Annotated in this window: 11 protein-coding genes and 1 tRNA gene; 1 reads left to right on the top strand and 11 read right to left on the bottom strand. The window is 62.2% G+C overall.

What is annotated here, in order from left to right; translation table 11 throughout:
• Positions 1-81: 81 nt before the first annotated feature.
• Entirely contained in the window at positions 82-1,410 is a 1,329-nt protein-coding gene (locus tag GXY47_11220; GenBank protein ID NLV31709.1) for a BamA/TamA family outer membrane protein, read from the top strand.
• A 100-nt stretch (positions 1,411-1,510) separates the two neighbouring features.
• Here the strand turns inward: GXY47_11220 and rpoC are convergent, their stop codons facing one another.
• The 11 genes from rpoC to tuf all read right to left on the bottom strand — a co-directional run.
• The gene (rpoC, locus tag GXY47_11215) at positions 1,511-5,680 is read right to left on the bottom strand and encodes a DNA-directed RNA polymerase subunit beta' (GenBank protein NLV31708.1); all 4,170 of its coding nucleotides are present in this window, start codon (positions 5,678-5,680) and stop codon (positions 1,511-1,513) included.
• A gap of 119 nt (positions 5,681-5,799) precedes the next feature.
• Entirely contained in the window at positions 5,800-10,107 is a 4,308-nt protein-coding gene (rpoB, locus tag GXY47_11210; GenBank protein NLV31707.1) for a DNA-directed RNA polymerase subunit beta, read from the bottom strand.
• A gap of 288 nt (positions 10,108-10,395) precedes the next feature.
• Entirely contained in the window at positions 10,396-10,785 is a 390-nt protein-coding gene (rplL, locus tag GXY47_11205; GenBank protein NLV31706.1) for a 50S ribosomal protein L7/L12, read from the bottom strand.
• Between the two features lie 52 nt (positions 10,786-10,837).
• The gene (gene rplJ, locus GXY47_11200) at positions 10,838-11,344 is read right to left on the bottom strand and encodes a 50S ribosomal protein L10 (GenBank protein ID NLV31705.1); all 507 of its coding nucleotides are present in this window, start codon (positions 11,342-11,344) and stop codon (positions 10,838-10,840) included.
• A gap of 99 nt (positions 11,345-11,443) precedes the next feature.
• The gene (locus GXY47_11195) at positions 11,444-12,130 is read right to left on the bottom strand and encodes a 50S ribosomal protein L1 (GenBank protein NLV31704.1); all 687 of its coding nucleotides are present in this window, start codon (positions 12,128-12,130) and stop codon (positions 11,444-11,446) included.
• Positions 12,131-12,222: 92 nt separating this feature from the next.
• Positions 12,223-12,651: a 50S ribosomal protein L11 gene (rplK, locus tag GXY47_11190; GenBank protein NLV31703.1), complete on the bottom strand. Its 429-nt coding sequence runs from the start codon at positions 12,649-12,651 to the stop codon at positions 12,223-12,225.
• A gap of 94 nt (positions 12,652-12,745) precedes the next feature.
• Positions 12,746-13,282 carry a transcription termination/antitermination protein NusG gene (gene nusG / locus GXY47_11185; GenBank protein NLV31702.1) on the bottom strand — a complete coding sequence of 179 codons (537 nt, stop codon included), beginning with the start codon at positions 13,280-13,282 and terminating at the stop codon, positions 12,746-12,748.
• A gap of 70 nt (positions 13,283-13,352) precedes the next feature.
• Positions 13,353-13,580, bottom strand: coding sequence for a preprotein translocase subunit SecE (gene secE / locus GXY47_11180; GenBank protein NLV31701.1), 228 nt, complete (start codon positions 13,578-13,580; stop codon positions 13,353-13,355).
• A 66-nt stretch (positions 13,581-13,646) separates the two neighbouring features.
• A tRNA-Trp gene (locus GXY47_11175) sits at positions 13,647-13,723 on the bottom strand.
• A gap of 26 nt (positions 13,724-13,749) precedes the next feature.
• Positions 13,750-13,899, bottom strand: a complete 150-nt coding sequence (gene rpmG, locus GXY47_11170; protein NLV31700.1) for a 50S ribosomal protein L33 — start codon at positions 13,897-13,899, stop codon at positions 13,750-13,752.
• 12 nt (positions 13,900-13,911) lie between these two features.
• Positions 13,912-14,051 (bottom strand): elongation factor Tu (gene tuf / locus GXY47_11165; GenBank protein ID NLV31699.1); only part of this gene is annotated, 140 nt, incomplete at its 5' end.

Genomic DNA, 14,051 nt, shown 5'->3' with positions numbered 1-14,051 from the left:
CCGGCCGGCGGCCCGACGATTCCGCCGGACCGGCATTTCCCTATTCCCAAGAATCGCCCTAAAATAGTATGTTGATAGGGCATGATGCGGAAAGATCCTCTCCTCCTCCCCAGGAGTCTTCTCTGTGCCCTGGTCGTTTTCCTGACCGGCTTGTCCGGATCGGCCGGGGCGCAATCCTATTTCGCCTTTCCCCTCCCCTATGGAAAAATCGTGCGCGAAATAAGGATCCGGGGGTTGGTCCAGACCCCGGAATCCACCGTCATCCGGCTCCTGGAGTCCAAGGTGGGGGAACCCTACACCGAGGAGACGGAAGACCATGACCGCCGCTACCTGGACCGCCTGGGACTTTTTGCCGCGGTGCAGGCCGATCCCGTGGTCGTCGGGGACGAAGTTTTTCTCACCCTGAGCATCCGGGAACTCCCCAATTTCGTCCCCTTTCCCAAACTGACCATAAGCGACACCAACGGGACTTCCGGGGGGATGGGCGTCAGGATGGCCAACCTCCTGGGGCGCACGATCTCCCTCTCGGGATCGTTCAAGCTGGGGGGCGCGACCCACGCGGACCTTTCGCTCGAAACCCCGTGGCAGGCGCCCGGGGAAAAATCGTACGGCGTGCAGTACGACTACCGCGACCGCAGGGACAAGCATGACGCCCACCGCGAGAATTCGCACGAGCTGGACCTGCGCCTGGGGGTGAACCTCCATTCCGACTGGATGTTGAGCGCCAGGGGGGGGTATCTTTCCTTCGGAAGCGACACCCCCGGGATCACCCTTTCCCCTGCCAACCGGGACCACACGCCTTTTCTCGGGGCGATGCTCGAGTACGACCACCTCGATTCCGCGTCCGTTCCCCGCAACGGCTGGAGGGGCATATTCGATTTGACGCAAAACGGCGGCTTCCTGGGGGGGGACGGCGATTTCGTCACGGCCCAGTTCGATCTCCGGCGCTACCAGTCCCTCGCACACCGCCACGGCCTGGTTCTCTTCACCTTCGCCTCCCTGCAGAGCGGGCGGGTCGGGGGGGACCTCCCCGTGTATCGCGATTTTCACATCGGAGGCACGAACACGGTGCGGGGGTGGGAATCGGGCGCCCGCCAGGGAAAGAACCAGTTCATCAACACGGTCGAGTATCGCTACGACCTGCTCCACCCCCGGCTGTTCCGCGTGCGGAGGTACAGCCTCTATTACGGCCTGCAGCTGGCGGCCTTCGCCGACATGGGAACCGCGTGGAGCGAGGGGGGGGACTTCACCCGGAACGTGATCGCGGGAGGGGGGGTGGGGGTCCGGTTCCTCGTCCCGTTCCTGGATGTCATCCGCCTGGATTTCGGTTTCGGGCAGGCGGGCGCGTCGATCCAGCCCCACCTGCACATCCACGAAAAGGCTCACTATACCCGCAAACGGATCCGCTAGAACGCGCCCTTTCGGGCCGCGCGATCGTACGGGATCGGGGGGAGGGGGGAGAAAGCGGGGACGCGCGACCGGCGCAGGGCGCCGGTCGCGCGCAGACGGCCTAACCGACGTCGGCCGGCTTCGGGTTGAGGAGTTCGATATCCAGGCCGGAAGCGAGGAGATCGCTCTCGCCCCCCTCGTCCCCTTCCGGCAACTCCATCGGGACCAGTTCTTCCGTCAGTTTGATGTTGTGGTAGTACTCCATCCCGGTGCCGGCGGGGATGAGGCGCCCCATGATGACGTTTTCCTTCAGCCCCCGCAGGTAATCGACCTTGCCGCTGATGGCCGCCTCGGTCAGCACGCGGGTGGTTTCCTGGAAGGAGGCCGCGGAGATGAAACTGTCGGTGGAAAGCGAGGCCTTGGTGATGCCGAGCAGCAGCGGACGCCCCTTGGCGGGGATTCCGCCCGAAGTTTCGGTCCGGTCGTTTTCCTCGTAGAACCGGAATTTGTCCACCTGTTCGTCGAGCAGGAACTCGGTGTCCCCCACCTCCTCGACCTTGATCCACCGCATCATCTGCCGGACGATGACCTCGATGTGCTTGTCGTTGATATTGACCCCCTGCAGGCGGTAGACCTCCTGGATCTCGTTGACCAGGTAGCCCTGCAGTTCCTTTTCGCCCAGGACCCTGAGGATGTCGTGCGGGTTGCGCGGCCCGTCCATCAGCGCCTCGCCCGCGCGCACGTACTCCCCCTCCTGCACGTTGATGTGCACGCCGCGCGGCAGCAGGTATTCCTTGATGATGCCGCTTTCATGGTGCACCTCGATCTTGCGCTGGTTGCGCACCAGCCCGGCGTAGCGCACGACGCCGTCGATCTCGGTGATGACGGCCGTCTCCTTGGGCTTCCGGGCCTCGAACAGCTCCACGATGCGGGGCAGACCGCCGGTGATGTCTTTGGTCTTGCGGGTTTCCCGCGGGATCTTGGACAGGATGCTCCCCGGGTACACCTCTTCGCCGTTGTCCACCCAGAGATGGGCCTTGGAGGGGAGAAGGTAGCTCTTGACGATCTTCCCCTTCTCGTTCCGGATGCCCACCTGCGGCTGATATTTTTCGTCGGCCGATTCCATGATCACCTGGCGTACCAGCCCGGTGTTTTCGTCGCGCTCCTCCTTGACGGTCAAGCCGTCGTGGATGTCCTTGAAAACGACGGTGCCGCCGAACTCGGTCAGGATCGCGAAGGAGTAGGGGTCCCATTCGATCAGCGTCTGTCCCGGCTTGACCCTCTGGCCTTCCTTCACCTTCAGCGTGGCGCCGTAGGCCGCCGGATACCGCTCCCTCTCGCGTCCCGCCTCGTCGGCGATGATGAGCGTCCCGTTGCGGTTCATCACCACCAGGTTGCCGTCCTTGTTCGTCACGTGCAGCACGTTGAGGAACTTGGCGATACCCTCGTTCCTCGCCTCTTCCGTCGAATGCTCGTGTGTCCGGCTCGCCGTGCCCCCGATATGGAACGTGCGCATGGTGAGCTGCGTTCCCGGCTCCCCGATCGACTGCGCCGCGATCACCCCCACGGCCTCGCCCAGGTCCACCAGGTTCCCGGTGGCCAGGTTGCGACCGTAGCACTTGATGCAGACCCCGCGCTTGGCCTTGCACGTGAGCACCGACCGGATCTTCACCTTCTCGATCCCGGCGGCCTGGATCTCGGCCGCCAGCGACTCGGTGATCTCCTCGTTGATCCCCAGGATCGTCTCGCCCGTCAGCGGGTCCTTGATGTTCTCGAGCGACACGCGGCCGACGATGCGGTCGCGCAGCGGCTCGATGATCTCCCCCCCTTCGATGATGGAGGTCACGTAGATGCCGTCCAGGGTGTTGCAGTCGTCCATGGAGATGATGACGTCCTGGGCGACGTCGACCAGGCGCCGGGTCAGATAGCCCGAATCGGCCGTCTTCAGCGCCGTGTCCGCCAGCCCCTTGCGGGCGCCGTGGGTAGAGATGAAGTACTGCAGCACCGTGAGCCCTTCCCGGAAGTTGGCCGTGATGGGGGTCTCGATGATTTCGCCCGAAGGCTTGGCCATCAACCCGCGCATGCCCGCGAGCTGGCGGATCTGCTGCTTGCTCCCCCGGGCACCGGAGTCGGCCATGATGTAGATCGGGTTGAACTCGTACCCGCTCTGGTCCTGCTGGGCCATCTTGCGGAACATCTCGTCCGATACCCTCTCGGTCACATCCGACCAGACGTCGATGATCTTGTTGTAGCGTTCGCCGTCGGTGATGGCCCCGTCCTGGTACTGCTTCTCGACTTCGATCACGGCTTCGCGGGCCGCGTCGACCAGTTCCCCCTTGTTGTCCGGAACGATCAGGTCGTCGATGCCGATCGATATCCCCGCCTTGGTGGCGTGGAGGAATCCCAGGTTCTTGAGGTCGTCCAGCATCGGCACCGTGGCGTCCAGGCCGAAGCGCAGGTAGCAGTAATTGACCAGCTGCTGCAGCCCCTTCTTCTTCATCAGCCCGTTGACGAACGGAATGCCCTCCGGGAGGACGGAGTTGAAGATCAGGCGACCGATGGTGGTGTTGATGAACTCGTTGTCCACGTCGCGCACGTCGGCCCGCATGACGGCCTGATCGTCGTTCTGCGTGGTCAGGTCCATCAGCGCTCCGGTGTAGCGGTACCGGATGGGCGTCAGCCGCTCGACCATCCCGTTCTCCAGCGCGAACATCGCCTCGTCGAACGAACCGAAAACCCTGCCTTCGCCCCGGGTCCCCCGCTTGGCCTTGGTGAGGTAGTAGCACCCCAGCACGATGTCCTGGCTCGGTATGGCGATCGGCTGGCCGTTCGCGGGCGAAAGGATATTGTGGCTGCTCAGCATCAGGACCGAGGCCTCGATCTGCGCCTCAGGGGAGAGCGGGATGTGCACCGCCATCTGGTCGCCGTCGAAATCGGCGTTGAACGCGGCGCAGACCAGCGGCGGAATCTTGATCGCCTTCCCCTCCACCAGCACCGGCTCGAATGCCTGGATCCCCAGCCGGTGGAGCGTCGGCGCGCGGTTGAGCATCACCGGGTGGTCCTTGATCACCTCCTCGAGGATGTCCCAGACCACCGATTCCTGGCGCTCCACCATCTCCTTGGCGCCCTTGATGGTGGCCGCATGCCCATCCTTCTCCAGGCGGTTGTAGATGAAGGGCTTGAACAGCTCGAGCGCCATCTTCTTGGGGAGGCCGCACTGGTGCAGCTTCAGTTCCGGCCCGACAACGATGACCGAGCGCCCGGAATAGTCCACGCGCTTCCCGAGCAGGTTCTGGCGGAACCGGCCCGATTTGCCCTTGAGGGTGTCGCTCAGCGATTTCAGCGGCCGGTTATTGGCGCCGCGGAGCACGCGCCCCCTGCGGCCGTTGTCGAACATGGCGTCGACCGCCTCCTGGAGCATCCGCTTCTCGTTGCGGATGATGACTTCCGGGGCGCGGAGTTCCATGAGCTTCTTCAGGCGGTTGTTCCGGTTGATCACGCGCCGGTAGAGGTCGTTGAGGTCCGACGTGGCGAACCGTCCGCCGTCGAGCGGCACCAGGGGGCGCAGCTCCGGCGGGATGACGGGGATGACGTCGAGGATCATCCACTCCGGCTTGTTGCCCGATTTGCGGAACGCGTCGACCACCTTCAGGCGCTTGGCGTATTTGAGTTTTTTCAGCTGCGAGGTCTCCGTCTTCATGGCCGCGCGCAGTTCCTCGGCGGCGACCTCGACGTCCACCTGCCGGAGCAGCTCCTTGATGGCCTCGGCCCCCATCATGGCCCGGAATTTCCCGGGGAAATCCTGGACCAGCGAACGGTATCTCTCCTCGTTCAGCAGTTCGCCCGCCTTGATCGGCGCTTCGCCCGGGTCGACGACGACGTAGGCCTCGAAATAGAGCACGCGTTCCAGGTCCCGGAGGCTGATGTCGAGCAGGTGCCCGATCCGGCTGGGAAGCCCCTTGAAGAACCAGACGTGGGAGCAGGGGGAGGCGAGCTCGATGTGCCCGAGCCGCTCGCGGCGCACCTTGGAAAGAGTGACTTCGACGCCGCACTTGTCGCAGACCACGCCGCGGTATTTCATGCGCTTGTATTTCCCGCACAGGCATTCCCAGTCGGTGACCGGGCCGAAGATCCGAGCGCAGAAGAGCCCGTCCCTCTCCGGCTTGAAGGTGCGGTAGTTGATCGTCTCCGGCTTGGTGACCTCGCCGCGGGACCACGCCCTTATCTTTTCCGGAGACGCCAGACTGATGCGGATGCTGTCGAAATCCGTGCTCAAATCCGATTTTTCCATCACATCTTTAAAACTTCTCAATGGACTCCCCCAATCGTGGATGAAGTTTCCTTCAATTCCCTCTCGCCCCTGTCCGGCGATCCCTTCCCGGTCTCACCGGGGACCGCGCGCGGCGCCCTTCATTCCTCCGCCGGCACCTCGACGTGCCGCGCCTTCTGCTTCTGGATCAGCTCCACGTCCAGGCAAAGGCTCTGCAGCTCGCGGATGAGAACGTTGAACGACTCGGGGATGCCCGGAGTGAACTGGGACTCCCCCTTGACAATGGCCTCGTAGATCTTGGTCCGGCCCTGGATATCATCCGATTTGGCCGTCAGCAGTTCCTGCAGGATGTTGGCGGCGCCGTAGGCCTCCAGCGCCCAGACTTCCATTTCCCCGAAGCGCTGGCCTCCGAACTGGGCTTTCCCGCCCAGGGGCTGCTGTGTGATGAGGGAGTAGGGGCCGATGCTGCGGGCGTGGATCTTGTCGTCGACGAGGTGCGACAGCTTGAGGATGTAGATGAACCCCACGGTCACCTGCTGGTCGAACCTTTCCCCCGTCATGCCGTCGTAGAGGTCGATCTTGCCGCTCTCCGGAAGCCCGGCGCGGCGGAGCATCTCCTTGATCTCCGATTCCGAGGCGCCGTCGAACACCGGGGTCGCGAAATGCAGCCCGAGGGCGGACGCCGCCCATCCCAGGTGGGTTTCCAGGATCTGCCCGACGTTCATCCGGGAGGGGACCCCCAGGGGGTTGAGCACGATCTCGACCGGCGTGCCGTCCGGCAGGTAGGGCATGTCCTCTTCCGGCAGGATGCGGGCGATCACGCCCTTGTTCCCGTGGCGCCCGGCCATCTTGTCGCCCACCGAAAGCTTCCGCTTCATGGCCACGTAGACCTTCACCATCTTGATGACGCCGGGAGGGAGCTCGTCGCCGCGCCGCAGCTTGGCCAGCTGTTCCTCGTGGAGGCTCTTGAGAATCTGGATCTGTTTTTCCGTCTTCTCCTCGAGGCTCCGGATGCCTTCGTAGACCTTCCCCTCCTTCTCGGCCTTGAAATCGTTCTTGACCCTGCCGAGTTCGGTGGAGTTGAGGCCCTGGAGGAGCGACCGGGTCAGCTTGGTGTTCTTCTTGATGACCACCTCCCCCGCCCGGTTCACGAGGTCCTCCTGGAGGGCTTCGCCGCTGAAAATGAGGATGAGCTTCTTGTTCCGCTCCTCCTTGATGATGCGGATCTCGTCGTTGAGATCCTTTTCCATCTTGTCGACCTGTTCCTGCTCGATCTGCCGGGCGCGCTCGTCCTTCGGAACCCCCTTGCGCGAAAATATCTTGACGTCGACGATCGTCCCCTCGATGCCCGGGGGGGTCACCAGGGAGGCGTCCCGCACCTCTCCAGCCTTCTCGCCGAAGATGGCCCGCAAAAGCTTCTCTTCCGGGGACAGCTGGGTCTCCCCCTTCGGTGTCACCTTGCCGACCAGCACATCCCCGGGCCGCACCTTGGCGCCGATCCGGATGATGCCGCTCTCGTCCAGGTCGCGCAGGCTTGCGTCGCTGACGTTCGGGATGTCGCGCGTGATCTCCTCCGGTCCGAGCTTGGTGTCCCGGGCCTCGATTTCCAGCTCCTCGATGTGGATGGACGTATAGCTGTCTTCCTTCACCAGCTTCTCGCTCACCAGGATGGCGTCCTCGAAGTTGTAGCCGCGCCAGGGCATGAAGGCCACCAGCACGTTACGCCCCAGCGCGAGCTCGCCCTTGTCCGTGCACGGCCCGTCGGCCAGGACCTGCCCCCTGACGACGGCTTCGCCCCGGCTCACCAGCGGGGTCTGGTTGATGCAGGTGTTCTGGTTCGAGCGTTTGAACTTGGTCAGGGAATAGATGTCCACCCCCGCGTCCCGGTTCGGGGATTTCCCCCCGTCGCTCTCCCCCTCGACGCGCACGATGATACGGGTGGCGTCGACGCTGTCGACCACGCCCGAGCGTTTGCAGGTCACGACGGCGCCCGAGTCCTTGGCGGTGATGTATTCCATCCCCGTGCCGATGTAGGGGGCCTCGGCGCGGAGCAGCGGAACGGCCTGGCGCTGCATGTTGGAACCCATCAGCGCACGGTTCGCGTCGTCATGCTCGAGAAACGGGATCAGGCTGGCGGCCACGCTCACCAGCTGCTTGGGCGACACGTCGATGTAATCCACCCCCTCGCGCTCGACCAGGACGAAATTCCCCTCGTTGCGGGCGTTGACCCGCTCCTGGACCAGCATCCCGTCTTCGCCGATGTCGGCGTTCGCCTGGGCGATGTTGTACTCCTCGGCCTCCCAGGCGGTCTGATAAAAGGAATGCGGTTCCCACTGGGCCGGCCGCTTCCCCGAGGCCTCGCACCTCCGGTTCTCCCTGTCCACGGCCTCCTTTTCCGACTGTTCGCCCACCTTGAGGTGGGTGTCCCCCGGGAATACGATCTGAACGAATTCCAGCACCTTGCCGTTCTTCACCTTGCGGTAGGGGGACTCGATGAAGCCGTACTCGTTGATCCGGGCGTAGCAGCTGAGCGAGGAGATCAGCCCGATGTTGGGCCCTTCCGGGGTTTCGATCGGGCAGATGCGGCCGTAGTGGGTCGGGTGCACGTCGCGCACCTCGAACCCCGCCCGCTCGCGGCTCAGCCCGCCCGGCCCCAGGGCCGACAGGCGCCGCTTGTGGGTGATCTCGGAAAGGGGGTTGGTCTGGTCCATGAACTGGGACAGCTGGCTGCTGCCGAAAAACTCCCGGATCGACGCCATCACCGGCTTGGCGTTGATGAGGTCGTGCGGCATCGCCGTCGTCATTTCCTGGTGGACCGACATCTTCTCCTTGATCGCCCGCTCCATGCGCACGAGCCCGATGCGGAACTGGTTTTCGAGCAGTTCGCCCACGGCGCGCACCCTGCGGTTCCCGAGGTGATCGATGTCGTCCACGGTCCCGATGTTGCGCGGAAGCTTCAGCGCATAGCTGATCACGGCGTAGAAGTCCTCCGCCTGCAGCGTGCGCTGCTCGAGCGGCGTGTTCAGTCCCAGCTTGATGTTGAACTTCAGCCTGCCGACCTTGGAGAAATCGTACTTGCGCGGGTCGTAGAACATCCCCTCGAAAAGCGCGGTCGCGGTCTCGATCGTCGGCGGGTCGCCCGGACGCTGCTTCCGGTAGATCTCGATGAGGGCGTCCGACTGCGATTTGATATGGTCCTTCCGGAGCGTCTGGGAGATGGTCACGCCGGTGTCTTCGTGCTCCGGGTAGAACACCTCGAGCGACGAAATCCCGTTCTCGGCAAGTACCGCGATCGTGCGCGAGGTCACCTCGGTGTTGGATTCGACCAGGATTTCGCCCGTTTCCTGGTTGATCACCTCGGAAATGGACAGGGCGCCTTCCAGCGCGTCCATGTCGATGACGATCTCCTTGACCCCCGCCTTGACGAGCTGGTTGTAGGCGCCGGCGAGGATCTTCTTCCCCTTGGCGACCAGAACGCTCTTCCCCTTCGGGTCCTTGATGTCTTCCGCCGCCCTGGAGCCGACGAGGTCCCGCCCGAGGCCGCGGTACAGCACGTTTTCCTCCCACCGGATCGTGACCGGCGTGTAGAACGTGCGCAGGATTCCGGCGTCGTCGCTGAGGCCGAGGGCCCGCAGGAAGGTGGTCGCCAGGAATTTGCGCTTGCGGTCGATCCTCACGTAGAGGAGGTTCTTCTGGTCGTACTCGAACTCCACCCACGAGCCGCGGTAGGGGATGATCTTCGCCAGGAAGAAGGTGTGCCCGGCGCTGGATTCGAAAAACACCCCGGGGGAGCGATGAAGCTGGCTGACGATGACGCGTTCGGTACCGTTGACGATGAAGGTGCCGTTTTCGGTCATGAGCGGGATGTCGCCGAAATAGACCTCCTGCTCCTTGATGTCGCGCACACTCTTCCCTTCGGTCTCGGCGTCCTTGTCCCAGACGACGAGCCGGACGGTCACCTTGAGCGGAACGGCGAACGTCATCCCCCGTTCCTGGCACTCCTCGACGGAATACTTGACGTTCAGGTCCACCGTTCCGCCGCAGAATTCGCAGCGCGGGTTCTCGATCTCGTTCTTCCCCCCGCAGTGCCGGCAGGTGCCGGCGTCCGGGTTGTAGGGGCTGTTGATGATGGCCTTGCCGCACTCGGCACAGTTCGCTCGGAGGTAATTCAAGCCCTTCAGGTTGCCGCACTTGCACTGCCAGTTCCCAATGGAGTATTCGACGAATTCCAGAGAGGAGGTGCCGCGAAAATCGTTGATCGGGAAGACGGAATTGAACACCGCCTGCAGCCCTACGTCCTCGCGTTCCGCGGAGGGGACGTCCATCTGCAGGAACCGATGGTAGGATTTTCTCTGGACTTCGATCAAATTCGGAATGGGAATGCTGGTGTGGATCTTGGCGAAGTCCACGCGGTCCCGATACACATTCGAAGTGCTGATATTGGTCATTGAAAAATTTACCTCGAAAAGCTCAATATGGGTTTTGACGTGCCTTTAGGGAGAGCCAGGACTGTGGGGTAGAGGACGGAAGACACACCACTGCCTCTACCCTCCTGAGAGAGCAAGACCTGTTCTTTCAGTTTCCCCGTATCTGAAGGCCCGTGCACATTGACCTCAAATGGGGTTGGCAACGCAAAAGCCTGCCGTAGCCGGCAGGCTTGACCGGGTAAAACCAATGCGCGCGGAGAGGCCTGCTGGAGCCCTCTCCGCACGCACGCATCGGCAGGAACCCGACGTCTACTTGATCTCCACGGTCGCGCCGGCTTCTTCGAACTTTTTCTTGACGGCCTCGGCCTCTTCCTTGGCGATGCCTTCCTTGACCGCCTTGGGAGCGGCCTCCACCAGGTCCTTGGCTTCCTTGAGCCCGAGGCTGGTGACTTCGCGGACGACCTTGATCACGTTGATCTTCTTGTCGCCCACGGCGCTCAGGATGACGTCAAATTCCGTCTTCTCCTCGGCCGCCGCGGCCGCCTCGCCGCCGCCCGCGCCGCCGGCGACAACCATGGGCATGGCCGCCGCCGCGCTGATGCCGTATTTCTCTTCGAGGTTCTTGACCAGGTCGGAGATCTCCAGCATGGTTGCCTGATCGATCCATTCTAAAACTTCAACCTTTGTAATCGCCATCATAGACTCCTGTGAGGAATGGGTAGAGATGTATTGCCGAATCTGCCTGGGCTCCCTATTTCGGGACCTGTTTCAAAACCAGGCCCAGGTCGCGTAATGGAGCGTTCAGAACCGAGGTAAGCTTCTGCAGAGGCGCCTTGAGAAGGAAGACCAGCTTGCTCAGCATCACCTCTCTGGAAGGCAGCGAGGCTATCGCCTGGATTTCGCCCGGCGACACCACTTTGCCTTCGACCAACGCCGCCTTGAACTCAAAGTGGGGATTGCTCTTGCCGATATCGGAGAGCAGTTTGGCCAGCCCCACGACATCCTTGGGATGAAACGCGATGGCGGTCGGACCCTGGAAATACGGCGCCAGTTGCTCGAGCGCCGTTTCCTTGGCCGCCCTCAAGGCCAGGGTGTTCTTCACCACCACGTAGCTTCCGTCCATCGCCCTGATCTTCCGCCGGACCTCGGTCGCCTCCACCACCTTCAGCCCGCTGTAATTGATCAGGAAGGCGTTGCTGGTCGAACGGAACTGCTCGTTCAGGAATTCCACGTTCTGCTGCTTTTCGTTTCTATTCATGAGCTCAGACCTTTGGGGCGCCCTCTCGCGCCGCGGATCGTCCGCGCCGCCCGGGCGCCAGGCTTGTCCGGCACGGGCCGGACACGATTTAGCATGTGTCTACAGCGCAGCCTCGTCCACCCGGATACCGGGACTCATGGTGGAGGAAATCGAGATGCTCCGGACGTACTTCCCCTTGCTGCTGGCGGGCTTCGCCCGGAGGACCGCGTCTATCAGGGCCTTGGCGTTTTCACACAGGTTCTTTTCCTCGAACTGGATCTTCCCGCAGGGAGCGTGGATGATCCCGGTCTTGTCCACCCGGAATTCCACCTTCCCGGCCTTGATCTCCTGGACCGCCTTGCCCACGTCGAACGTGACGGTTCCCGTCTTGGGGTTCGGCATCAGCCCCCGGGGGCCCAGCACCTTTCCCAGCTTGCCGACGCTCCGCATCATGTCCGGGGTGGCCACGACGGCGTCGAAGTCCATCCAGCCCCCGGAAATCCGCTCCACGATATCGTCCCCGCCGACCTCTTCCGCCCCGGCATCCCGCGCTTCCTTCACCTTGTCCCCGGAGGCGATGACCACGACCCGCTTGCTCTTCCCCAGGCCGTTGGGAAGGATCACCGTGCCGCGCACCATCTGGTCCGCGTGCTTCGGATCGACCCCCAGCTTCATGGAAACCTCGACGGTTTCGTTGAACTTGGCGAAGGAGATCTTCTTGAGCAGCGTCACCGCCTCGTCCAGACTGTAGGCCTTCTTCTCCACGGCAGCGGCAGCCTTGGTATAGTTCTTTCCCGCCTTAGCCATTGCTTTATACCTCGCAAACAATTTACGACTCAAGATCGACGATCGACGATTGAGGACCCCGCGGGGCCCCGTCAACCGCGAACCGCAAATCGCTAATTTAGCTCGACCTCGACCCCCATGCTGCGGGCCGTGCCCATGACGATCTTCACCGCGGCATCGATGTCCGAGGCGTTGAGGTCGGGCATTTTCAGCTGTGCGATTTCCCGCACATCCTTCATCGTCACCTTGGCCACCTTGTTCTTGTTCGGCTCGCCCGACCCCTTGGCGATGTTGGCCGCCTTCTTGAGCAGGATGGCCGCCGGGGGAGTCTTGGTCACGAAGGAGTAGGTGCGGTCGGCGTATACCGTAACCACCACGGGGATGATCAACCCCTCCTGCTTGGCCGTCTTCGCGTTGAACGCCTTGCAGAAATCCATGATATTGAGCCCGTGGGGCCCCAAGGCCGACCCTACCGGCGGCGCGGGAGTCGCCTTTCCCGCCGCGACCTGCAACTTGATGTTTGCCACAATCTTTTTAGCCATCGAACAACTCCATCGAGCGAATTCCGAATAACGACTTACGAATAACGAACAGGACCCGCCCCTTCGTAATTCGTCATTCGTAAACCGTCATTTTTCAAGCCTTTTCCACCTGCTCGGTTTCCAATTCCACCGGCGTCGCGCGCCCGAGGATGGTGAGCATCACCTTCAGGGTGTTGCGTTCGGGGTTCACGTCCTCGACCACGCCCGTGAAATCCTTGAACGGTCCGTCGTTGATCTTGACCGCTTCGCCGCGGTCGAAGCTGAACTTCGGCTTCGGCTGTTCCGCCGTGATCGAAACCCGGTTGACCACCTCGTTGATCTCCTCTTCCGTCAGAGGAGTGGGTTTCTTTCCCGTGCTGATAAAGCCCGTCACCTTCGGCGTTCCGCGCACGATGTGCCAGGCCTGGTCGGTCATGTCCATTTCCACCAGGATGTACCCGGGAAAGGTCAGCTTGGTGCTGATGACCTTTTTGCCCCCCTTCATCTCCACCACGTCTTCCGTGGGGATCAGGATCTGCCCGATACACTCCCCAAGTTCGTACGCCTGGATGCGGTTCATGAGGCTTTCCGCCACCTTGCGTTCATATCCGGAGTAGGTGTGAATGATGTACCACTTTTTCGTGCTATCCATACATCCGTTTCAAGGTAGTGCCGACAGCGCACTGGAAATGCAGGTCACTCCGCTTCTGACGGCGGGATCCCTACAAGAAGGATGAACTGAGAATGTAGTTCATCCCGGTTCGAACGAAAAGATCCACGACAAAGAGAAAGAGTCCGAAGAAAAACACCGACACGAGCACCACGATGGTGGTCCCGGTCACTTCCCGCCGCCCCGGCCACGAAACGTTATTCAGCTCTTTCCGCGTATCCTTGAGGAACTCGACGATGCTCCGAATCCTGTTCCCAAGCCTGGCAAAAAATTGTTTCATTCGCTTGACTCCGCAGACATTCAGCCGACTGCAACGAACCCGGGGTTCGGAGCGCCGGACCGGATCTGGCAGGCCAGGAGGGACTCGAACCCCCAACATGCGGTTTTGGAGACCGCCGCTCTACCAATTCGAGCTACTGGCCTGTGTGTCCGATCCGATCGCCCGGGCCTCACCGCGTTTCCTTGTGCGGCGTATGCGTACGGCAGTGGTTGCAGAACTTCTTGAATTCCAACCGCTCCGTAGTGGTCTTCTTGTTCTTGGTCGACGTGTAATTACGGCGTTTGCACTTCGTACACTCAAACGTGATGATGTCTCGCATGGCTGCCTCGGATTACTCCAGGATATCCGAAATGGTGCCGGCGCCCACGGTCCGTCCGCCCTCGCGGATCGCGAACCGCAAACCCTTTTCCATCGCTATCGGGGTGATCAGCTTGATGGTCAGGTTCACATTGTCCCCCGGCATCACCATCT

It is taken from the genome of Acidobacteriota bacterium (genome assembly GCA_012729555.1).
Taxonomy (GTDB): Bacteria; Acidobacteriota; UBA6911; order UBA6911; family UBA6911; genus UBA6911.
Note: the sequence above shows the minus strand (reverse complement) of the source record. Positions and strands in the feature narration are given on the sequence as shown.